Here is a 23454-nt window from a genome sequence, read left to right as displayed (position 1 = left end):
AAGACCTTTTCTAAAAATTATGGTCGATCAATTAAAAATCAAGATCTTCTAAATCATCTTCCACATCATTATCTTGTTTAATACCGGCTGAGAATTTGTCGCAATCTATTTCGATAGACATGTTTTCTGGTCGCTCAAAATCTTCTTTAGAAATGCCCAATTCTTCATTTGCATAATTTTTGGTCATATACAAGCCCCATATAGGCAATGCCATTGAAGCACCCTGACCATAAGTAATACTTTTAAAATGCACCGCTCTTTCTTCACCACCTACCCATACACCGGTAACTAAATTAGGTACCATACCCATAAACCAACCATCACTATTGTTTTGTGTAGTACCTGTCTTACCGGCAATAGGGTTTGTCAATTGATATGGATAACCTGTAATAATTTCGTCATATTCCGGTCTCCATTTATTATAACCCGTTGTACGTAAACGTGTACCCGAACCACCTTGGGTAACGCCTTTCATCAGGTCTAAAATAGCATACGAAACATCTTTACTCAATACATCTTTTGTCTCTGGTACATATTCATAAAGAACCGTACCGTCTTTATTTTCGATACGAGTAACCATAACCGGTTTTACATACACCCCTTGGTTAGCAAAAGCACCGTATGCACCTACCATCTCATATACATTAACATCTAAGGTACCTAAGGCGATTGAAGGCACTTCTAGAATTTCTCCTGAAAGTCCTAAATTACGAACCATACTCACAACAGATTTAGGACCCACCTCATCTATTAATTGTGCGGTAACGGTGTTTACAGAATTTGCCAAAGCTCTTTTTAGCGAATAGCTAGTACCAGAGTACTTCATGTCAGAATTTCTAGGACACCAAGGCTCTACATTACCATGCTTACCTGCTTCAATACAATATTGGGTATCTGGGCGGGTTTCACAAGGCGATAATCTTAATTGATCTATAGCGGCAGCATATACAAAAGGTTTAAAAGTAGAACCTGCCTGTCTTGCACCTTGTATAACGTTATCATATTGAAAATGCTTATAATTAATACCACCAACCCAAGCTTTAACATGACCTGTTTGCGGTTCCATAGACATCATTGCCGTTCTTAAAAATGTTTTATAGTAACGGATGGAATCCATCGGGGTTAAAATAGTATCTTTTTCTTTAGTCTGACTTTTCCAATCGAAAACTGTCATCTCGGTCTTTTTATCGAAAGACTCGCGAATCTGCTTTTCAGATTTCCCCTCGCTTTTCATGATTTTCCATCTTTCAGAATTTTTCATGGCGCGCTCCATAATACTCTTCGTCTCTTCTGGTGTAATGTCTAAGAAAGGAGCGGTTTTATTTCTATCCGGTGTATTTTGATGAAAGAACTCAGCTTGCAATTTAGTCATGTGCTCATTTACTGCTTCTTCGGCATTAGCTTGCATTTTAGAATCAATAGTCGTGTAGATTTTGAGTCCGTCTAAATACAGATTATAACGATCAGATTCGTCACCGATAGCAGGCTTCGGGTTTTTATCAATCCAATCTTTCATAAAACGTTGCAAATACATTCTAAAATAAGTTGCCAAACCAACACTATGCGTTTCTGGATTGTAGTTGATATCCATTTTGGTAGCCTGTAGCGAATCTTTCTCTACATCGGTAATGAAATCATATTTTGCCATTTGAGCCAAAACAACATCTCTACGATCTTTCACCATTTCTTCTCTACGCATAGGGTTAAACAGGGATGAATTTTTGAACATACCCACCAGCATTGCTGATTCCTCCGTTTTTAAATCTTTTGGCTCTTTTCCAAAATAAATACGTGAAGCAGAACGAATACCATCGGCATTATTACCAAAATCATAAATATTAAAATACATACTGATGATTTCTTCTTTGGTATAGCTTCGCTCTAATCGAATAGCCAATACCCATTCTTTAATTTTTTGCTGTATAGTCTCAAACTTATTTCTAGAACGAACCCCTACGAATAACTGCCTTGCCAATTGCTGAGAGATAGTACTTGCCCCACCTTTACTACCCAAATACACAAAGGCTCTTAAAGTACCCCAAGCATCAATTCCTGAATGAGAATTAAACCTAACATCTTCAGTTGCAATCAAAGCATTTACCAAGTTATCAGGCAATTCGTCAAACTTAACATCGGTACGGTTATCATCTAAATAAAACTTCCCCAATAAATTACCATCAGAAGATATGATTTGTGATGCCAGGTTTGTCTGCGGATTTTCTAAATATTCATAAGGCGGCAATTCACCGAAAAGTCCCCATGAAGCAGATAAGAAAATTAATGCTACAATAGCAATACCTGACCCAAACAAGATCCAAAACCATAATATGAATTTCGAAAAACTATTCGTTGTTTTTTTCTTTACCTCTTTTGCCATTGTTTACGGGGTGCTTTTTGTTACTTCTATGCCAACATCTGTAATGCCTTCGAGACCAATTATACCAGAAACATTACCATTTTTACGCATCGCTTGCGATACCTCTATAGTATATACGCCCGAAGATGAAAAAACGATGTTTTCTTTATACCATAATTTATTTTCCTTGATGCTGCCACTACCCTTGCCTAGCCAAGTGCCATCTGGTAAGGACATTGCATACTCTAAAGTGTCTTTTGTTACTTCGCCCTCAGGCGTAGTCAATGCTGCAATAATAAATAGATTACTATATGGGAAAGTATTGTCATTACGAACATTAATAAAGATATCGTGCTCGGCAATAGTATCCATTTTTGAAAGTGAAAATTCAAGAACATTATCTTTGTTCCAAACCCCGTCTTCTAAAGTTCGGTATTCGGTTTTGATAATATTGCTGTCACAAGAAGCAAAAAGCACAAGTGCTAAAAAACAACAAGATATACTACGCATCCTTCTTTTGGTTTCTATTACGATTTCTGTTCTTGTTCTTATTTCGGTTGCGATTTTTGTTCTTGTTTCTGTTTTTATTATTGTTTCCGCCACCTTTTGGTTTATCGAAGCGTGTAAGGCTATCTTGCCCTACTACATTTTCGAAAACAACTTTTTCTTCAACGGCAATTTCCATTGCGTACATCTCTAAACTAGCTACTTTCTCTTTCTTTTTATTCTTCTCTAAGATTTCGTTTACCTGATCTTTAGAAAGCACATGCCAATTAGCAGGATCATCTCTATATGAAAACCACAGCATCTCTTTAAAAATATCAGTTTTTTGACAAAAAGCGAGTCCTTTTTCTGTAAACAATTTTGTGTCTTGAGCAGGAAAATCTTTAAGAGCGTCTACATAAACATCTAGCTCATAATTTAAACAACACTTTAGTTTACCACATTGACCAGCAAGCTTTTGCGGATTCAACGATAGTTGTTGATAACGTGCTGCAGAAGTACTTACAGACCTAAAATCTGTTAACCATGTTGAACAACACAACTCTCTACCACAAGAGCCAATACCGCCAAGTCTTTGTGCTTCTTGACGATACCCAATTTGACGCATTTCGATACGAATACCGAAGGCCTTTGCCATATCTTTTATCAACTGACGAAAATCTACACGTTCATCTGCCGTGTAATAAAAAGTAGCTTTTGATCCATCACCTTGAAACTCCACATCAGAAATCTTCATTTGAAGTTTTAAGATAATAGCAATTTCACGCGCTCTTTTCTTAATTTCTTCTTCTCGATCTCTACATTTTTGCCAAATATCTATGTCTTTCTGACTCGCTTTTCTGTAAACTTTCGGAGCTTCTTCATCAGTAAAAGATACCTTCTTTCGCTTCATCTGAACACGAACAAGCTCACCTGTTAAGGTAACCATACCAATGTCATGACCTGATTGTGCTTGTGTGGCAACTATATCGCCAATGGAAAGTGAAAGTTTTTCTGTGTTTTGAAAAAATTCTTTTCTACTATTTTTAAATCGTACTTCAACAAAATCGAATGGTCGTTCCCCATTAGGGAGCGACATATTTGAAAGCCAATCAAAGACTGTCAGTTTATTGCAACCATCTGTACCGCAAGTACCGTTATTCTTGCATCCCTTTGGTTGTCCATCCTTACCGGTAGAACAACTACTACAACTCATATTATATATATTGGTTTGGTCGAATCATATAAAATTCACCAAAAAAGGTTCATAAAAAACTTATAGGTAAAGATACAGTTTTTTTAATGTGAAATAAAAGTGAAATTAGCGGTGAAGGTTTTAAATAGCGACTTTACCAATAACCTAAGACTATTTCAAAAACATAAAAAGGCAGCGAAAAACGCTGCCTTTTTATACTATATCGTATAGTTTAATGACTTAAATCTTATGGAATCATAAAGCCTACTTTTTAAACTTCAGTACTTCTGATCGGCCTTTCTTAAATATCTTATTACTTACAACCTTACCTTTTCTCAACGCTTTTTGTTCTTCAAAAGGTAATTCATGCACTTCTTTACAAGTGTCTGAACAACAATTATTCATTTTTTCAGCACAAGATGGGCATTGAATAAATAATAAATGGCAAGCTTCATTAGCACAATTTACATGTTCATCGCAAGGCTCGCCGCACTGGTGGCAATTGGCAATAACGTCATCACTAATACGCTCTCCCCTTCTATGATCAAAAACGAAATTTTTTCCCTTGAATTTATTTTCAAGATTGTTCTTCTCTACTTGTCTTGTGTATTCAATGATTCCGCCTTCTAGCTGATATACCTGTTCAAAACCTTTGTGTTTGTAATAAGCACTCGCTTTTTCACAACGTATACCACCAGTACAATACATCACCAGTTTCTTATCCTTTTTATGATCTGCTAAATCGCGTTCTATAATATCAAGTGAATCTCTAAACGTATCTACATCTGGTGTAACGGCATTTTTAAAATGGCCTATTTCACTCTCATAATGGTTTCGCATATCTACCAAAACCGTATCTGGGTCTTCAATAAGTTCATTAAACTGTTCTGCACCTACGTGAATACCTTTATTGGTCACATCAAAAGAATTATCTTCTAATCCGTCAGCTACAATCTTATTTCTGACTTTCACCTTTAACTTTAAAAAAGAAAGGTTGTCTTGCTCAATAGCAATATTGAGTCGCACATTCTCTAGAAAAGAAATACTATCTAAATGTTCTTTAAAAACATTGAAATTTTCCGCTGGAACAGAAAGTTGGGCATTTATACCTTCATGAGCAACATAAATTCGCCCAAGAACATCCATATCGTTCCAGTTGATAAAAAGGTGATTTCTAAAAATGTGGGTATTACCAATGTGTGCATAGGTATAGAAAGAGATAGTAAGGCGCTCCTTACCCGCTTCTTCAATTAAAGCTGCTCTTTCTATTGCACTTAACGTATTGTACAGTTGCATGCTATACTAATAATTTAAGTCTGCCAATAGGCAGAAGGTTTATAGAAAAATTTTAAATGACAAAAATAGCTATAATATTGAAAAATGCACCTATTTTATTGCCGTTAACCATTTTAGTTCATAAAAAAAGAGCCTTGATTATAACAAGACTCTTTATCGGCTATTCCATTTTTTTCTTTTTCATAGCATTCTTAAAAGAATAAAAAAGGATATAGCCACCTATAACCGCTTATACTAAAAAAAGCGATTGATTACCAATGAAGTAACTTCTCTTTTATATAAAGATAGTAATTGACCAAAATGGTTGCGTAATACTATTTAACATTATTCAAATCAAAAAAGATTTGGTAATTTAGCTTTCCAAAAAAAATAGAGAATGAGTTCTGAAAAAGAAGCAAAATTAAAAGCATTAAAGTTGACCCTTGACAAGATGGATAAGACCTACGGTAAGGGCGCTGTAATGAAAATGGGCGATAGTGTTGTTGCAGATGTTGAAGTGATACCTTCTGGCTCATTAGGATTGGATATAGCATTAGGCGTAGGCGGTTACCCAAGAGGTCGAGTAATTGAAATATACGGACCAGAATCTTCAGGTAAAACAACCTTGACATTACACGCTATTGCAGAAGCACAAAAAAATGGTGGTATTGCAGCATTTATTGATGCAGAGCATGCTTTTGACCGTTTTTACGCTCAAAAACTAGGTGTAGATATAGACAACTTGATTATTTCTCAACCAGATAATGGTGAGCAAGGTTTAGAGATTGCAGATAACTTAATTCGTTCTGGAGCAATCGATATTGTAGTAATAGATTCAGTTGCGGCATTGACACCTAAAAGTGAAATTGAAGGAGAAATGGGAGATTCTAAAATGGGTCTTCACGCTCGTTTAATGTCCCAAGCACTTAGAAAATTAACCGGTTCTATCAGCAAAACAAACTGTACCGTAATATTCATTAACCAATTGCGTGAAAAGATTGGTGTAATGTTCGGTAACCCAGAAACTACTACTGGTGGTAACGCACTTAAATTTTACGCGTCTGTTCGTTTAGATATTAGAAGATCTACACAAATAAAAGATACAGATGGCAATGTTCAAGGTAACAAGACCAGAGTTAAGGTTGTAAAGAATAAAGTAGCACCACCTTTCCGTACCACTGAATTTGATATTATGTATGGTGAAGGTATTTCTAAGGTTGGTGAAGTAATCGACTTAGGTGTTGAATACGAAATAGTAAAAAAGAGTGGTTCATGGTTTAGCTATGGCGACACAAAATTAGGTCAAGGTCGTGATGCGGTTAAAAACCTACTTTTAGATAACCCTGAATTATTTGAGGAATTAGATGGTAAAATTAGAGAAGCCATTGCTGCCTTAAATGCTTAAATTCAGTTTAATTTAAGTAAACATAAATGAATTAACGCAACCATTGTACTTGATTTTCATCCTATATACAAAACAGTTATATGATGAGAAATAAGATGATGCTGTTGACCCTGGTCATAGCATTTATATGCAATGGTTGTTCTATTGATGATGATGACGCCAATTTCCATTTTACAGCATTGGAGATTGTCAATGCAGAAGTACCAGAATCTTTTATTCTTAATGAGACTTATAAGATTTCTGTAAATTATTTAAAACCGGATAGTTGTACATACTATGAAGGTTTTGACGTTGTTAAAGATTCCCTGACCGTTAGAAGTGTTGTTGCCATTGGCGCAGTAAGAACTGATATTGATGATTGTATGGTAGAATTAATTCAAGAAACGGCGTCTTTCAACTTCCAGGTAATTTATACCGAACCCTATACATTTAAATTTTACAAAGGCGATAATAGTGATGGAGAGGCAGAATATATGGAAATTGTCGTTCCAGTAAACAAACCTTAAAACAACCAACCATTTGTGAGTCTAGAAGAACTCATACATAATTGCAAAAAAGGAGACCGTAAAGCACAGGAACTATTATATAGAGCCTATGCCACAACCCTCTATGGTATATGCTTAAAATATTCCAAATCTAAATCGCAGGCAGAAGATACCCTACATGATAGTTTTATGACCATTTATGATAAAATAGGTCAGTTTAAAAACAAAGGTTCTTTTGAAGGTTGGATGAAAAGAATTACTGTAAATACTGCGCTGCAAAAATATAGAAAGCAAGAATACCTTAATGTAGTTACAGATAATACCGAAGAAGAAGTTACCGTAGATAATGTTTATGATGACATCAGCTTGCAAACGTTGTTAAGCTACATTCAAGAATTACCTAATAAATACCGCGCTACATTCAATTTATATGTAATGGATGGCTATACGCATAAAGAAATTAGTGAATTGTTAGGCACTACCATTGGTACCTCAAAATCTAATCTTGCTAGGGCACGCGCATTATTAAAAGAAAAAATAGAAACTAAGATCACACAATCAATTGTAAGTATCTTAATTATTATATCAACACACTTTTTATAATCCTGGTGATTATAGATAGAAACAGTAATAGATGCAGAAGAAAAATATAGACGAACTTTTCCGAGATAAGCTTTCGGACTTCAAGCAAACACCGGACAATAAAGTTTGGCGTGCGATTGATGCGTCATTGGACAAGAGAAAAAAGAAAAGGATTATACCTTTATGGTGGTCATTTGGGGTTGTTGCTGCCGCTATAATGATTGGTTTATTAGTATTTAATCCGTTTACAGAAGAACAAACTACCAATGAAATTCTGGTGGACACCGACAATGAATCAGAAATACTAAATGATATTGAACCGAATACTGAAACTGAAGTTTTTATTGATTCCATAAATACTACTACCAATGCTGTGGTTGAACAAAATATAGTTAGTGACAGCGAAGCGAATAGTGCTAAAAATAAGGCATTAAACAAACAGCAAGAATCTATTAAGGTTGCAGCGCCAAAGACTAAAAATAGTTACAACAGGAATATTGAACCTAAGAAAGATGCTATAGCTGAAAACAATAAAAATGTTTCAGAAAAAAGTAATTCTACTATGGAGACCTTAATTGCTGAACATATTCCTTCAAAAGCTGTTGATACTAGTGATTCAGAAAACTTAGCAAATAACATTCTAAACAAAGACGAATCAATTACTACCACAAATAAGGATTCTGATACTCATTTAAATATTAATCTTTCAGAATCAGAAAGTACAGTGGCTGAAAATAGCACTATTGAAGAAGTTCCCGAAGAACTTGAATCGAACAAGAAATCAATTTTTGAGGAGATTGAAGATCAAGAAGAGCTGAAAAAGAAAAAAGTAGCTAGTAACAGATGGTCTGCCGGACCAAATGTTGCACCCGTATATTTTAATGCCATTGGCGAAGGCTCTCCGGTAAATTCAATTTTTAGTCCTAATGCAAAATCAGGAAATGTAAATATGAGTTACGGAGTTTCGCTAGCATATGCAGTCACCAAAAAATTGACAATACGTTCAGGAATTAATAAAGTAGATTACGGTTACGATACAGAAGATGTTGCTTTTTCATCTTCATCAACTTTAGAATCCAAAAGCGGGCAATTATCTAGTATAGATTATGCTGAAACTTCTAGTACCCTGAAAATTTCTAGCAATAGGGTTGCCTCAGAAAAATTCAATACTATGAACTCTGTACAAGATATTACCGCAAAAAGTCCTACTAGAGAAGGCTACATGTCGCAACAGTTCGGCTATCTTGAATTACCCGTTGAGTTAAATTACGCGCTTATAGATAAGAAATTTGGCATTAACCTTATTGGCGGAGTCAGTTCTCTATTTCTAATTGACAATGCAGTATCATTAACTTCTGGTGAACTAACAACTGAAATAGGAGAGGCTAATAATATTAACGACCTAAATTTTAGTGCAAATATGGGTCTTGGTCTTAATTACAATTTTTCTCAAAAGGTACGATTTAACGTGGAACCAATATTTAAATATCAATTGAACACCTTTTCTGATGTAAACGGTACTTTTAGACCCTATTCGGTTGGGGTTTATAGCGGACTCACCTTTCAGTTTTAAAAATTTAAATATGAAGAATTACATCTTGTGTTGCCTTTGCTTAATGAGCATTTCTATCTACTCTCAAGATACAGATGAAGCGTATATAACTTCAGAAGAGCATCAAGAATTAAAAATTAATGGCCTCTTTTTAATTTTAGGCGCCATTGAGTTGGATTATCAATATTTACTAAACGAAGAATCTGCTATCGGTATTGACGTCTTATATGCTTATGATGACGAGAATATTGATGTCAACTATTATATAGCACCCTACTACCGTCAATATTTCGGCAAAAAATACGCTTCTGGTTTCTTCGTAGAAGCTTTTGGTATGTTGAATTCTGTTGATGATTACACCTACGGCTCTTATTACGATGAACCAACAGATTCGTATTATTCTAGTTCTGGTTATGAAGAAAACATTGTCGATTTTGCCCTAGGAATTGGTACAGGTGTTAAACTACTCACTAAAAGAGGTTTTATCGTAGAAATAGACTTAGGCATAGGCCGCAATTTATTTAAAAACGATAGAGACTTTACCATTATTGGTAAAGGCGGGATAAATTTAGGTTACAGATTCTAACTATTTTTAGTTAAATCGTTAAGTATTGTTTCCCTAACACTTGTTCTGAGCTCTGCCGTATCTTCTGGGCGTATAGAATGTGTTTCTACGAATGAATGCACCCTAGCCCTACATTTACCAGGACCTCCACTAAAAAAGGCAAAGGAAAAACGTTCTTTATTGTCATAAAAGGTCATAGGTACTACTGGTATTTTATGAGCTATGGCCATTTTAAAAGCTCCATCTTTAAATTTATCTAACAATATATGTTCTTCGGGCACACCACCCTCAGGAAAAATACAGATGCTTAAACCCTGTTGCAATCTTCTTTGCGCCCTTCTGTAGACGGCGGTTCTGCTTTGGGTATTATCTCTATCTACCATGATACACACACGTTTATAGAAGAATCCGAATAAAGGAATTTTAACCAATTCTTTCTTACCAACGAACACAAACGGATTTCTACTAACGATTAACATCAACATAATATCTAGCATACTCGTATGGTTCGCCACCAACATATAACTCTTTCTTTTCACTAAGCGCTGCTTATATTTCACTTTTGGAAAGCAAAACATACCATACAGTATAAATCTAGCCCATAAGTTTCTGGCCATCCAGAAAAACTGTGGATACCAGGTTTCACGCGAAGCAAAAATTACCAGCAAGGGAAAAAAGAGTAGAATAGGAATAGCGACTAGAACATAAAACCAAATTCGGTATATAGTTTGACCGGCGTGTTTAACCAATTTAAGCATAAATCAAAAGTAGTTATTTACGATAGTTTTTTTGTATTTGTTTTACCTTTGCTTTCTTAGAATTAAGAAAATGGCAAGAATTTTAACAGGCATACAAAGTACAGGAACTCCGCATTTAGGAAATATTCTAGGAGCGATTAAGCCAGCAATAGAAATGGCAAATAATCCGGCTAACGAATCTTTTCTTTTTATTGCAGATATGCATTCATTGACTCAGATTAAAAATGGCGCAGAGTTACGTCATAACACCTATGCTGTTGCCGCAACTTGGCTTGCTTTTGGGTTGGATATAGAAAATACCGTTTTTTATAGACAGAGCGATGTACCACAAACGGCAGAACTAGCTTGGTACCTAAGCTGTTTTTTTCCGTATCAACGATTAACCCTTGCACATTCTTTTAAAGATAAAGCTGATAGGTTAGAGGATGTAAACGCAGGGCTCTTTACCTACCCCATGTTAATGGCTGCAGATATTTTACTTTATGATGCCAATATTGTACCCGTTGGTAAAGATCAGATGCAACACATAGAAATGACACGCGATGTAGCTTCTCGTTTTCATGCACAATTAGGTGAGACTTTTGTTTTACCAGAGGGCAAGGTTCAAGAAGAAACAATGTACATACCAGGTACAGATGGTGCTAAAATGAGTAAGAGTAAGGGTAATTTGATCAGTCTTTTTCAGACGGATAAACAATTACGCAAGCAGGTTATGGGTATACAGACAGATAGTACACCAATGGAAGATCCAAAAGACCCTACCAATGATAATGTATTCGGTTTATATAAATTGTTAGCTAGCCAGCCTCAAATTGAAGAAATGAGCGCCAACTACCTAGCCGGAAATTATGGATACGGTCATGCCAAACAAGCACTTTATGAAGTAATTGTAAATAAGTTTGAAGAACCTCGAGAGAAGTTTGAATACTACATGAACAACCTAAACGAGATTGATGATGCATTAGCTTTAGGCGCAGAAAAAGCAAGAAAAGTAGCGGACGGCGTATTAGAAAGAGTTCGTGAAAAGTTGGGATACTAATTAGTAGTCTAAAAAACCACATATATTTAAAACCGACCACTAGGTCGGTTTTTTGTTTTTATTACTACAGTGTCCGCAGTAAATTTCCCGATTTGGAATAGCATATTATCGATAAAGGGATTACTTAATTCATTCTAGACTTCGAAAAGTCAGAAAACAAACCGAGTGGTTTGTAAAATATCAGATTGCCTCAAACAATTTTCCTGGTAAAGGTCTGATTACACCTTTCATTTCCATACTCAATAAGGTAGAAGATGTTCTATAAATTGGCAGTTTACAGTCTAAGGCGATACTGTCTAGAATTTGCTTCCCGTTATTCTGCAGATAGGTGTAAATATTTTGTTCGACCTCATCCAATTCAATGAACAATTGTTTCTGAATGGTTTTATTCTGTTTTTCAGCTATATCCCAGTCTAGAAGATAAATTAAATCTGCAGCCGATGTCATTACATGAGCTTTTTGCTGCTTGATCAGGTTATTACAACCCAAACTATATTTATCAGTTGTTCTACCGGGTACGGCAAAAACATCTCTATTATAACTATTCGCAATATCTGCGGTTACTAGGCTTCCGCCCTTTTCAGCAGATTCTACCACCACAGTAGCTTCACTTACACCGGCAATAATTCGATTTCGTTTTAGAAAATTTTCCCTTTCGGGGTTACTCGTACTCCAGAATTCGGTGTAAAACCCTCCGTTCTTTAGAACATCCGCTTGATATTTGGCATGAACCTTTGGGTAAATCTGATTTAAGCCGTGTGCTAAGCACCCTACGGTTTGCAAACCATGTTTTACAGCTTCCCTCTGAATACAAATATCTACTCCGTATGCGAAACCACTAATGATGACCGGATCCAAAGGCGCAATCTCTTCAATAAACTGTTCACAAAAAGACATTCCGTAGCTCGTAATATTTCGAGTACCGACTACGCTGATCAATTTACGATTCTGCAAATCGATATTTCCTTTCTGAAATAAAAGAATAGGTCCGTCAATACAATGCTTTAAAAATTTAGGATAATCTTCATCTAAAAAATAGGTACAACTGATATCATTTTTGAGTACATAATCATATTCTGATTCCGCCACTTCTAAATGTTCTAAATCAAATAAATGTTTGATGGTATGAGTACCGATACCATCGATTTTTAGAAGATGTTGCTTTTTATCTTCGAAAATTGCAGATGGACTCCCACAATGAGAAATTAATTTCTTCGCGAGGATATCTCCAATATTTGGAACATGTTGTAACCGTAGTATTGCAACAAGTTCATCAGCAGTATGTTGTGTAGTTTTCATTTCTAGTTCGCAAATAAGCGAAAAAAATATGTTAATAAAAAGTTACGAAAGGAGTTTTTATACCTCTTTATTTTCTTCATATTTGTGATCAGATGGTTTTAGAACACTATATAAGCGATTTACTTTATAGGTACAACTGTGTTGTTGTCCCAGGATTTGGAGCATTCCTTACCCAAAAAAATTCTGCCAAAATAAACGTGGTTACCAATACGTTTAGCGCACCAAATAAATCTATTGTTTTCAATAGACAGCTAGTCTCTAATGATGGGCTTTTGGTTTCTTATGTATCAAATGCAGAGAAGGTTTCTTATGAAACGGCATTGGTCAAAATAGAAAAACAAGTAAAAACTTGGCAAGAAATCTTGATTCAAGAAACTTCTTTACACCTTAAAAATATTGGTTCTTTAGCTAGAAACCATGAAGATAAAATATTGTTTCAACCTGCAAATGAAACAAACTATTTAACCTCTTCATTCGGACTTTCAAATTTCAACTCTATACCTGTTACTAGAGAGGTATTAAAAGAAGAGATCATAGAAATTGAAGAAAAAATACCGTTCGTTATTAGCCCTGAACGTAGAGAAAATAGAGGGTTTAGACCTTATTTAAAATATGCTGCTATTCTAATGCTAGCATTTTCTACAGGCGTGACCGGTTATCGTGCATACCAACAAAAAAATACAAACGAGCAAGTTGCAAGACAAAATGCTGAAGAGTTTGTAAATAAGCAAATACAAGAAGCTACCTTCTTTGACCTATCGCCATTAGAATTACCAACGGTTACTGTCGAAGCCACTACAAAATCTACAGCAAAAGTAAATGCCGAAAAAGATGCTGCAACTCATTTTATTGTTGCGGGTGCTTTTAGAGTTAAGGGTAATGCCGATAGAAAAATCGAGGAGCTAAAGGCTAACGGATTTAATGCCGGTTATTATGGCACTAATGCTTATGGTCTGCATATGGTAACCTTCGATAGTTATACCAATGCAAACGATGCTTTAAATGCATTACGTGAAATTAAACGTACGCAGTCTAAAGATGCTTGGTTATTAACCGAAAAATAAACCTACACACATTTTATAAGTACCCTTGTTGCCCGTATCTTTGCGGAAAATTTCTAATTAATGGAAGCAAAGACTCCTGCAGCATCTCGTACCACAATGACCGATTTGGTTCTCCCAAGTGAGACCAACGCACTACAAAATTTATTTGGTGGCGAATTATTGGCCCGTATGGATCGTGCAGCTAGTATTGCTGCCGGTAGACATAGCCGCAGAATTACCGTTACCGCTTCTGTAAACCACGTAGCTTTTAATTTAGCCATTCCGCTTGGTAGCGTTGTTACTGTCGAAGCAGCCGTTTCTAGAGCCTATAACACCTCTATGGAGGTCTACATAGATGTTTGGATAGAAGATCGCTACAGTGGCAAGAGTACTAAGGCAAATGAAGCTATTTATACCTTTGTTGCCGTTGATGAAACAGGAAAGCCAACTGAAGTACCAGAATTAACACCTGAAACTCCACTAGAGATTACTCGTTTTGAAGGTGCATTACGTAGAAAACAATTGAGTTTAGTATTAGCAGGTAAAATGACGCCTGATAATGCTACAGAGCTTAAAGCTTTGTTTACGAAGTAATTTGGTTAAAATATTATAATCGTTTTCTAGTTTTTTTTTGTGCTAAAATATGGCAACCAGAGTTCTGTCTATATTTTAGTACAAATACATTGTAATTCTATTAAGCTAATTCTCGGTATAAGTCTTTTTCTAGCTCCGACTGCTCTAAATCAACCTTAAAAGAAAGGTCCATTTTCATTTCGTTTGCATTATTCCAAATATAAAGTGCAGCTAAACCAATACTACCTATAATGAAAAAGGCGATGGAATAAACTACTAATCCGCCGTAGGCCAAAGTCAAACACGTAGCTAAAAATGCAACATAAACGACTATTGGTTTAAGAGACCATTTTAAATTAAAACTTGGTGATTTATGAGTAGTATTCTTCTCTAATTGATTTTGAGTAGAATCTGAATTTAAAGTGATTGTGCTGTTCATAATAGTTCCCTTTTACTGATTAATACAGTAAAATTCGGAAAAATTCGTCAACCCACACCTACATAATACTATGAATATCAATATGATAACTCAGAATTAAAGATATCATATTATTTAAATAACAGAAAAATAGTATTGATAATATTGCCTACTAAAAATTGAAGTTATCGGGATCAGGTCCAATACGTTCTCCTGTTTCCAATCCGTCTAAAAAGGCAATATCGGCATCAGACAACTCAAAATCAAAAATATCGGCATTAGATGCAATTCGGTTTGCATGTACAGATTTCGGAATCGCAACAATACCTTTTTGTAGATTGTAACGTAGAATAATCTGTGCCACACTCTTGTTATACTTTTTGGCTAAGTCGGCACAAATATCCAACTCAAAAACCTTGCCCTGCATAAACGGAGACCAAGACTCGTATTGGATTCCGTTATCGGCACAAAAATCGATCAGGTCTTGCTGAACTAAATGCGGATGAAACTCCATTTGGTTCACCATAGGCACCACGGTACAATCGCTCATAACATCTTCTAAATGATGTTTCAGAAAATTACTTACTCCGATTGCTCTAATTTTCTTTTGAGCGTACAAATGCTCTAAAGCCCTCCAAGTATCTTTGTATTTACCTTCAACCGGCCAATGAATTAAGTATAAATCCAGATAGTCGACATCCAAACGTTCTAAACTCGCATTAAAAGCTTTTAATGTCTCTTCATACCCTTGATCGGCATTCCAAACTTTGGTCACCAAAAAAATGTCACTTCTATCTACTCCGCTTTCCCGAATACCTTTACCTACACCAACTTCATTTTTATAAGCCGCAGCGGTGTCGATATGACGATACCCCAATTGAAGTGCGCTCTTAATCGCTTTAACAACTTCTTCATCATTATCTGATTGATAAGTTCCTAAACCTAAATAAGGCATCTTTACCCCATTACGTAGTTCAAAACTTCCTTTAATATCAGTAATAACAGGTGGATTTTTCATAGGATTATGTTTTAAAGTCGATACACCCATTCTTCTGGGTTAAGACGAGAGGTATCTTGGTATAGGTAAAATTTTAATCTGGTCTGACCATTATTTTTATTGGTATAAACAACACCAAGTTCTTCTTTACTAGATACTTTATCTCCTTTTTTTACATAAAGTTCAGAAAGGTTGTAGTATGTACTAATAAAATTACCATGTTTAATTTGAACACCTTTATTACCCCCTGGTACAGCCAATATAGCAATGACTTCTCCTTCAAAAATGGCGCGAGCTTTAGAACCCTCATCGGTGGCAATGATAACTCCGTTACTTTGGTGCTTTATTCCCGGATAAACTGGATCGGCATATACTCCGAATCCCTGACTCTTTATTCCCTTTTCTACAGGCCAAATCAGTTTTCCTTTATTGGCTGAAAAGTTATTGGCAATAACCGTTGCTTCTGGCGTTAAAACAAACTTACTTGAGTTTTTAGTAGTACTACCCGTTTTTTTATTTGATGCGGCAATAGCACTTCTAATCAACTTCTCTATCTGTTGATCAATCTTTCTAGCTTCCTTCTTTTTCGCATCAATTGCACTGGCATACTTACTCTCGTTCTTACGAATAGTACCTAATAATGCTTTTTGAGTCTGTATTTCACCAAATAATTGATCTTTCGCCTTTTTATTCTGAGCCAATAAAACCTCTTTTACCTTTCGTTCTTCGTTCAAATCTGAATTTAAACGTGAAAGCTCTTCAGTTTTGGTCAATATTTGTGCTCCCTGCTCTTTTCTATAGTCCGTATATTGCTTCATATATTGAAGCCTTTTAAATGCCTGAAAGAAGCTTTCTGAAGACAACAAGAACATTAACCTGTTTTGCTTGGATTTGTTCTGATATGACTTCTGAATCATTTTAGCATACTCGTCCTTTACCTCTTGCAGCTCGGTCTTTAGCTTACCTATGTTTCTGATGTTGGTATTGATCTGCCTGTTCAACAAATTTGATTGTTGATTGGTAACACGAATTAACTGTTGACGAACGGTAATTTTTTTATCTAACGCCTCCATTTGATCTAAAACATTACCTTTCTCTTTTTTCTCGGCGAAAAGCAGGCGGTTAATGTTACGTATTTCTGACTGAAGTTGCTCACGCTTTTCCTCTAAAGCTTTTTGCTCACTAGTTTGCGCTAAGGCGAATACCGTAGTGAACAGCATAAATAGAAAAAAACCATATTTAAATTTGAACAACATCTGTTTACAACTCTATTTCATTAAACCCTTTTGGTATTGAATAGGGAAAGTTAACTTTTCCGTTCAATTCTAAATTTTTAAACTCCAGGTCAATCGTATTCATCTTATCCTTACTTATAGCCTTTACCATAATCTCATTAGGCAAAACTTCTTTATCAATGCTTTGATAATTTTTGTACGCAATTTCTAACAAACGTTTGTCTGCAGGTTGGGATAACTGCTGCAAAGCCATTTTAAAATTTTTAGGCTCTATTTGAAACAAGGTTTTATACAAAGTCCCCTGTTGCTTCGGAGTTAGTCTATAGGTGTCTTCAGAAATACCAATATCATACTTCTCATCTCTTAAATCTACGATTGCTTGGCCGGTCAGTAAATTTTGCAAAATTGAAAAGTCTACCTCGGTCCCTAACAAATCACTTAAATAAGAAAAATCGCCATCAAAATATTCATTTTCTAATTTGTTGTAAAACGACACTCGATCCGGAGTTATATAAGCTTTAACAATGCCCAATGGAGCACTCATCCAAATGGCTTTATCTTTTTCCATTCGTAGGCTGACGGAAACACCCTGAGAAGATTCGCCGTCTGAATAGTTAATTTTTACCCTACCTGCCAATGTTTTAAAACCTGCTTCATTTTGATAATGGGCTTTTATAACCGATTTAGACGATAATTTTGCATCTACAGTACCACCAGAAATCACCTTTGTACCTTTACAAGATGCCATAAAAACTATCGCAACCATTAGTAAAGCATACTTAATCTTCATCATATTCAAAAACTTCGTCATTTAAAATCCTGATTTAATTTTGCTAAGGTACATATTTGCTTTAGCCGTATTATTGGTTGCAGTATATGCATTTGCCAATTCTTTATAAATGGCATTTTCTAAAGGGGTATCATCAATGAGATAATCTAACGCTGTTTCTAAAATATTTATAGCACCTTTATATTTCAGCGCTTTATTTAAAGCGGCTCCGTTGGCATAATAGAAATAAGGCTGAGAAGGGAATCGCTCCATTGCCTCTTCGGTTGTTTCAAGTAAAACATTGTTGTCAGAACCAGAACTTAGCAAGGTTTCAATTTTTGATTTATAACCTTCTACACTATTTAAATCTTCAGAAGATTCTGTTCTCTTTACATCTGCTACAGGCACTGATATTTTTTCTTGTTTCGCAATCGAGTCATTAATTTTCTGCTCTAAATACTTTTGTTGTTTAGACGTTTTAATTCCCTTTAAAACAGCCTTAGCAGTAACGTAATCTGCGTTTAAAAAATAGATTTCAGCCAAATTACCTCTTAGCTCGACGTTGCTCCACGGCAAATCTCCTTTTACTTCTTCTAGCACAGATTTTTTTGCATCAAGAACGTCAACCAATGTTTCTGCATACCAATAATTTTCTGGTTCTCCGTTCAATGCTTCTAATGCATATTCTTGAGCGAGTATAAATTGTTTATCATACAAATGAAACTTGGCAAGTTCAAAAGTAACAACCGTATTTTGTGGTTGTAGACGTTTACATTCTAAGAAGTAAGTTATAGCTCGGTCATAATTTCTGATTCCCTTTTGCTTTAACCCTTCGAAAAAATTCTCTTGAAAAGTATCGGAATATTCCTCTAGAAAAACTTCAGCGCTTTGCTCTACCTCTAATTCTTGATTTTCTTGCGCATAAGACTGCATTAGCGTATTAAAAACACCGAAAAGCAAGACCAAAAAAATCAATTTCTTCATCTTTAGTATATAAAACTACTTTACGCCGGTACTCCCAAATCCGCCTTCGCCTCTTGCAGTTTCCGACAGGCTATCGACAAGATTCCACTCTGCACGCTCATGCTTGGCAATGACCATTTGTGCAATTCGCTCTCCGTTTTCTACCACAAAATCTTCGCTACCAAGGTTTATCAATATTACCCCGACCTCACCTCTATAATCAGCATCTATCGTACCAGGAGCATTAAGAACGGTAACCCCTTTTTTAGCTGCAAGTCCACTTCTAGGTCTTACCTGCGCTTCAATACCTACAGGCAACTCAATGAAAAGACCAGTTGGTATTATAGCTCTCCCTAAAGGTTGTAAAGTAACAGCTTCGGTAAGGTTAGCTCTTAAGTCCATACCTGCAGATGAGTTTGTCTCGTAATGCGGTAAGTCGTGATTCGACTTATTAATTATTTTTATGTTCATCTATTTAAATATAATTTTTTAAGATTCTGAAACTCCAATTTATACACCAAGCCTAAGAACAACAATAATAGCGGTATGCCCACAAAGAGGTTTCTATCAAATATGTAAAATGAAAGAATAGAAAACAAGATTGATATTCCTAAATAAAAGATAATTTTTCTGAAGTTATACGGAATAGGATAATACATCTGTCCGAAATAAAACGAAAGCAACATCATGGTTCCATAAGCCAATAAAGTTGCTACGGCAGATGCCATATACCCAAAATGGGGAATAAAAATCAAGTTTACGATTATGGTCAAAACTGCACCGATCATTGAAATATATGCTCCGAATTTTGTTCGGTCGGTCACCTTATACCAAACGGAAAGGTTGTGGTAGATACCTAAGAAAAAAGCCGCTAATAAAATTAATGGCACTACGGGCATCGCTTCCCAATACGCTTCATCACGCACAAAAAGAACCTTCAACAAATCAGAAAAAACGACTACTGCCAACAATATAATACTCCCTAATACTACAAAGTAATTTGTTATCTGAGCATATGCTTTCTGAGGGTGTTTTGTATCTGAATGGCTAAAAAAGAAGGGTTCAATTCCCATTCTAAATGCAGTGGCAAATAGCGTCATAAACACAGCTAATTTTACACAAGCCCCATACTTACCCACTTCATCACTAGCGATTTCTATAGGTAATATCTTCTCTAGCAAAATCTTATCTAATACTTCATTTACGGTAAATGCTATACCCGCTATCATTACTGGCATGGCATACTTTATCATTCTCTTCCAAATATCCATATCAAAAACATATGGTCTTCGTAGATAAACCCTTAACATTAAACCTAATGTGACAGCACTTGAAACCAAGTTAGAAATTAAGATGTATGAAATCTCAAAATCTGGTTTGTAGATAGAACCTAAGAAACCTGAACTATCTGTAGCTGCAATTTTGGGTAGAAAAATTAAGAAAAAGGAATTCAACCCTAAGTTCAAGACAACATTAATCAATTTTACTATGGCATAACGCATAGGTCTTTCATTTGCCCTTAACCAAGCAAACGGAATTATAACTAACGCATCTAAAGCTAATATCCAAAAGACATAGCCTATATACTCATCTGATATTTCAAGAACATCGGATAACGAAGATTTAAACAGAAACCCAATAAGCATAAATAGCAAAGTTGATCCCAAAATGGACAACAATGATGTCGAAACCACTCTTTTTCTATTTTCTGTATCCTTATAGAATCTAAAAAAGGCAGTCTCCATACCATATGCTAAGAAGACATTGAAAATAGCAAAATAGGCAAAAATCACCACGACTTCACCATATGAACCTGGCTTCATTACACCAGTATAAATGGGAACCAATATAACATTAAGCATCCTTGGCAAGACAGTTGCCAAGCCATAGATTGCAGTTTGTTTAAAAAGTTTTTTGAGTGGATTCAAGCACTATACATTCAGGCGATAAAAGTACCTATTAAAAGCCTAGTTACAAAGTTAGTTTTTGGGGACACCATTATAAATCAACGGTTGCTTTTGTTTTATACCTGAAATCTTGGTAAATTTTGCTTCACCATTTTCAATATAACTAATAACCGCCTCATCTGAATTTAAATTCAAACTCTTCGTTTCAGATGAATCTGACATTTCATTAGAAATTCTAACCACAATCATCTTTTGATGATCTACAGTGTTTACAAGTGCTTTTACCTGCTTACCACGAAAATAAACTTCATTTAATTCAACATCAGAATTCTCAAGTAGTGAAATCGGAATACGTAATTCGGTACCAGAACCGCTTTCTTCTCGACCGCCAGCATACTGCTGACATGTAGCATTACCAATCTCAAACGGAGTTTCTACTTGTAGTTTTTTCTGCGAGGTACAACTGGTTAAACAAAGACAAAAAATTAAAAAGCAACTAAGTACGTATTTCATTAGACCCATATTATTCTTATAAAGATAATAAGTAATATGTGTTTAATAAGTCATTTAACATGGTGATCACAAATTAATGGCTTCGTCATCTAATTGTAATTGTTTCAGTTTATTAAGTTCAATCTTTATCTGTTTGTATAAAAACACAGAGAAAACTACTAAAAACACTACTGATGAGCATAGAATATAGATATAAAAACCATGTGACAAACTAGCCTCAAATAAGGGTAATAAAACAATAAACCCAACGGTATAAACTACAAGAGCTAAAGGTGTAATTATGAAATGCGTGTATTTTCTAAAACTATAGTAACTGGTTAGATCGTTGCGAAAAGTATTTGATTCTTTGCTGAAATTAATAGATCTTAACCTCTTTAAACTATACAATTCTATAGCTATTCTAACCACTAAACTACCGATCATTAAACCTATACCTAGTAAGAACGTAGTGCTTTTATAACCGGAAACATATAGTAGAAACGCAACCAAAATGATAATCGTAATGGTTAAAACCACGTTACCTGTTTGTTGTTTTTGTTCTATGGCTTTTACACTTTTTAAAAGCGATTTAAATCCGTAATCGGTAGCAGAAACTGTAGTTTGGTTCTGCCATTTATTCTGTAAATCTTCAAAATTATTCATTGTGGACACATTTTGTAAGTTGTTGTTTTATTCTATGTATTCTAGTACGGATGGCTTCATGCTTGATTCCCATTATCTCTGAAATCTCTAGCTGCGGTAATCCCTCTAATTCCAATAATATTATGGCTTTATTAGTACTAGTTAATTTATTGATGCATTCGTAAAGCCGAACCAACATATCTTCCTTTTCTGTTGCGTTGTCAACAGAATCGCTTACCTGAAGATTATCAATTTGCAGGTTTTTATCCTTTTTGCGCGCTCTTCGTATTTCTGCCAAGCATGTATTTACACAAATTCGGTATATCCAAGTTGAGAGTCCGCTTTCATTTCTAAATCCGTCTAAATTCTGCCAAACCTTAATAAAAGTTTCTTGAGTTAAATCTTTGGCAAGAGACTCGTCACCTACCGTATACCCCATGCACAATCGCATAACTTTCGAGTAGTTTTCTTCGTAGATTTTTTGATATGTAATTTCTTTGGACCCCATTAGTCGTTCAACGCATTTTTAAGATTCTCTATAAACCACTGTGGCTGGTCATACATGATAAAGTGAGATGACCCATTAGCAAATTCAATGGTGTATTCTGTAAGCGCTTTATATTGTTGATCATAAGTAGATTTCGCCATTTCTAAGCCATAAGGTTCTGTAGCGGCAAGTATGGTAACCGGTGTATTGATATTAGCCAAATCTTCGCGTAAATCTAACTTTAATAAATCGGTATAACCATACACATAGGTTTCTCGATCTGCCTGGATCATCCAATCTTTTATTCTTTCTTGATTTGATTGTTCTTTAGTCATACTATTCGCCATTTGTTGTACCATAGCTTCAAAATCGGTATCGTTCATAGCTAATAGTTGTTTGTTATATGGAGAATCATAGACCATATATTCACTTTTAAAATCAGGCATCATTAAAGCACCTGTTGAAGGTAAAGCATCGACAATTATTAGTTCCTTATATGAATTGCCATCTGCTACCATCCACAATGCTAATGCCCCACCTAGACTATGCCCTACTAAAACAGCGTTGTCTAATTCTTTTTCAGAAATATAGTTAACGACTCCTTCTTTAATTTTGGGTAACCATGGTTTTTCAATAGCAGGTACATCACCGAAGCCAGCAAAGGTAAATACATGACATTGGTAATCTTTTGATAGCTCTGCAACTGTAGCTTCCCAAACTTCACCAGTACACGCAAAGCCAGGAAATAAAAGTATTGGTTCTCCTTCACCTGTAACTTCAACTTCAAAAGTATTGTCTTGTGCAGTTATTGAAAGAGAGGAAATAATAAGTAATCCGAATAATAAAAATTTAATTGTTTTCATCTAAAGAGTTTTTGTTTTGTTCACCCTTTAGATTCAAAAATTAAAAAATGTTACATCTGAAATTGAAAAAA

25 protein-coding genes are annotated in these 23454 nt (G+C 35.3%); 8 read left to right on the top strand and 17 right to left on the bottom strand.

Annotated elements, in window-relative coordinates:
• Positions 1-31: 31 nt before the first annotated feature.
• From CLV90_RS02225 to trhO, 4 genes are all read right to left on the bottom strand, one after another.
• Positions 32-2377, bottom strand: a complete 2346-nt coding sequence (locus CLV90_RS02225; protein WP_133685890.1) for a transglycosylase domain-containing protein — start codon at positions 2375-2377, stop codon at positions 32-34.
• Between the two features lie 3 nt (positions 2378-2380).
• The gene (locus CLV90_RS02220; RefSeq protein WP_133685889.1) at positions 2381-2866 is read right to left on the bottom strand and encodes a gliding motility lipoprotein GldH; all 486 of its coding nucleotides are present in this window, start codon (positions 2864-2866) and stop codon (positions 2381-2383) included.
• Positions 2859-4055 carry a PSP1 domain-containing protein gene (locus CLV90_RS02215; protein WP_133685888.1) on the bottom strand — a complete coding sequence of 399 codons (1197 nt, stop codon included), beginning with the start codon at positions 4053-4055 and terminating at the stop codon, positions 2859-2861. Before CLV90_RS02215 ends, CLV90_RS02220 begins: the two co-directional genes overlap by 8 nt.
• Before the next feature lie 243 nt (positions 4056-4298).
• Positions 4299-5330: an oxygen-dependent tRNA uridine(34) hydroxylase TrhO gene (gene trhO / locus CLV90_RS02210; RefSeq protein ID WP_133685887.1), complete on the bottom strand. Its 1032-nt coding sequence runs from the start codon at positions 5328-5330 to the stop codon at positions 4299-4301.
• Positions 5331-5706: 376 nt separating this feature from the next.
• On the opposite strand from trhO, the gene recA reads away from it, so the two are divergent.
• The 5 genes from recA to CLV90_RS02185 all read left to right on the top strand — a co-directional run bounded on the left by recA (position 5707) and on the right by CLV90_RS02185 (position 9919).
• Positions 5707-6714, top strand: a complete 1008-nt coding sequence (gene recA, locus CLV90_RS02205; RefSeq protein ID WP_027065412.1) for a recombinase RecA — start codon at positions 5707-5709, stop codon at positions 6712-6714.
• A gap of 80 nt (positions 6715-6794) precedes the next feature.
• Positions 6795-7220, top strand: coding sequence for a hypothetical protein (locus CLV90_RS02200; RefSeq protein WP_243835246.1), 426 nt, complete (start codon positions 6795-6797; stop codon positions 7218-7220).
• A 15-nt stretch (positions 7221-7235) separates the two neighbouring features.
• Entirely contained in the window at positions 7236-7802 is a 567-nt protein-coding gene (locus tag CLV90_RS02195) for an RNA polymerase sigma factor (protein ID WP_133685886.1), read from the top strand.
• A gap of 31 nt (positions 7803-7833) precedes the next feature.
• Positions 7834-9354 (top strand): porin family protein, encoded by a 1521-nt coding sequence (locus CLV90_RS02190; protein ID WP_133685885.1) that lies wholly within the window; start codon positions 7834-7836, stop codon positions 9352-9354.
• 10 nt (positions 9355-9364) lie between these two features.
• The gene (locus tag CLV90_RS02185; RefSeq protein WP_133685884.1) at positions 9365-9919 is read left to right on the top strand and encodes a DUF3575 domain-containing protein; all 555 of its coding nucleotides are present in this window, start codon (positions 9365-9367) and stop codon (positions 9917-9919) included.
• On the opposite strand, the gene CLV90_RS02180 is transcribed toward CLV90_RS02185, so the two are convergent.
• Entirely contained in the window at positions 9916-10656 is a 741-nt protein-coding gene (locus tag CLV90_RS02180) for a lysophospholipid acyltransferase family protein (RefSeq protein ID WP_133685883.1), read from the bottom strand. The two genes, CLV90_RS02185 and CLV90_RS02180, sit on opposite strands and share 4 nt — an antisense overlap.
• A 70-nt stretch (positions 10657-10726) precedes the next feature.
• On the opposite strand from CLV90_RS02180, the gene trpS reads away from it, so the two are divergent.
• Positions 10727-11695, top strand: coding sequence for a tryptophan--tRNA ligase (trpS, locus tag CLV90_RS02175; RefSeq protein WP_133685882.1), 969 nt, complete (start codon positions 10727-10729; stop codon positions 11693-11695).
• 180 nt (positions 11696-11875) lie between these two features.
• Here the strand turns inward: trpS and dprA are convergent, their stop codons facing one another.
• On the bottom strand, positions 11876-12994 hold the full coding sequence (dprA, locus tag CLV90_RS02170) for a DNA-processing protein DprA (RefSeq protein ID WP_133685881.1): 1119 nt from the start codon (positions 12992-12994) through the stop codon (positions 11876-11878).
• 92 nt (positions 12995-13086) lie between these two features.
• On the opposite strand from dprA, the gene CLV90_RS02165 reads away from it, so the two are divergent.
• Positions 13087-14058, top strand: coding sequence for an HU domain-containing protein (locus tag CLV90_RS02165; protein ID WP_133685880.1), 972 nt, complete (start codon positions 13087-13089; stop codon positions 14056-14058).
• A gap of 60 nt (positions 14059-14118) precedes the next feature.
• Complete coding sequence (locus CLV90_RS02160; protein WP_133685879.1) at positions 14119-14631, top strand: acyl-CoA thioesterase; 513 nt, start codon at positions 14119-14121, stop codon at positions 14629-14631.
• A gap of 100 nt (positions 14632-14731) precedes the next feature.
• On the opposite strand, the gene CLV90_RS02155 is transcribed toward CLV90_RS02160, so the two are convergent.
• The 11 genes from CLV90_RS02155 to CLV90_RS02105 all read right to left on the bottom strand — a co-directional run bounded on the left by CLV90_RS02155 (position 14732) and on the right by CLV90_RS02105 (position 23383).
• A complete protein-coding gene (locus CLV90_RS02155) occupies positions 14732-15049 on the bottom strand; it encodes a hypothetical protein (protein WP_133685878.1) in 318 nt (105 codons plus the stop codon).
• Between the two features lie 151 nt (positions 15050-15200).
• On the bottom strand, positions 15201-16046 hold the full coding sequence (locus CLV90_RS02150; protein ID WP_133685877.1) for an aldo/keto reductase: 846 nt from the start codon (positions 16044-16046) through the stop codon (positions 15201-15203).
• Between the two features lie 11 nt (positions 16047-16057).
• Positions 16058-17281, bottom strand: coding sequence for a murein hydrolase activator EnvC family protein (locus tag CLV90_RS02145; protein ID WP_133685876.1), 1224 nt, complete (start codon positions 17279-17281; stop codon positions 16058-16060).
• 4 nt (positions 17282-17285) lie between these two features.
• A complete protein-coding gene (locus tag CLV90_RS02140) occupies positions 17286-18071 on the bottom strand; it encodes a DUF4292 domain-containing protein (RefSeq protein ID WP_133685875.1) in 786 nt (261 codons plus the stop codon).
• On the bottom strand, positions 18072-19013 hold the full coding sequence (locus tag CLV90_RS02135) for a tetratricopeptide repeat protein (RefSeq protein WP_133685874.1): 942 nt from the start codon (positions 19011-19013) through the stop codon (positions 18072-18074).
• 15 nt (positions 19014-19028) lie between these two features.
• Positions 19029-19463, bottom strand: coding sequence for a dUTP diphosphatase (dut, locus tag CLV90_RS02130; protein WP_133685873.1), 435 nt, complete (start codon positions 19461-19463; stop codon positions 19029-19031).
• A complete protein-coding gene (locus CLV90_RS02125; RefSeq protein ID WP_133685872.1) occupies positions 19460-20920 on the bottom strand; it encodes a lipopolysaccharide biosynthesis protein in 1461 nt (486 codons plus the stop codon). The genes dut and CLV90_RS02125 overlap by 4 nt, the downstream gene beginning before the upstream one ends.
• A 51-nt stretch (positions 20921-20971) precedes the next feature.
• Positions 20972-21412 carry a hypothetical protein gene (locus CLV90_RS02120; RefSeq protein ID WP_133685871.1) on the bottom strand — a complete coding sequence of 147 codons (441 nt, stop codon included), beginning with the start codon at positions 21410-21412 and terminating at the stop codon, positions 20972-20974.
• Between the two features lie 66 nt (positions 21413-21478).
• A complete protein-coding gene (locus CLV90_RS02115) occupies positions 21479-22054 on the bottom strand; it encodes a hypothetical protein (protein WP_133685870.1) in 576 nt (191 codons plus the stop codon).
• Entirely contained in the window at positions 22047-22541 is a 495-nt protein-coding gene (locus CLV90_RS02110) for an RNA polymerase sigma factor (RefSeq protein WP_133685869.1), read from the bottom strand. Before CLV90_RS02110 ends, CLV90_RS02115 begins: the two co-directional genes overlap by 8 nt.
• Positions 22541-23383 carry an alpha/beta fold hydrolase gene (locus CLV90_RS02105; RefSeq protein ID WP_133685868.1) on the bottom strand — a complete coding sequence of 281 codons (843 nt, stop codon included), beginning with the start codon at positions 23381-23383 and terminating at the stop codon, positions 22541-22543. Before CLV90_RS02105 ends, CLV90_RS02110 begins: the two co-directional genes overlap by 1 nt.
• Between the last annotated feature and the right edge of the window lie 71 nt (positions 23384-23454).

The organism is Maribacter spongiicola (assembly GCF_004364165.1).
Taxonomy (GTDB): Bacteria; Bacteroidota; Bacteroidia; order Flavobacteriales; family Flavobacteriaceae; genus Maribacter; species Maribacter spongiicola.
This window is presented reverse-complemented; position numbering and strand designations above follow the sequence as displayed.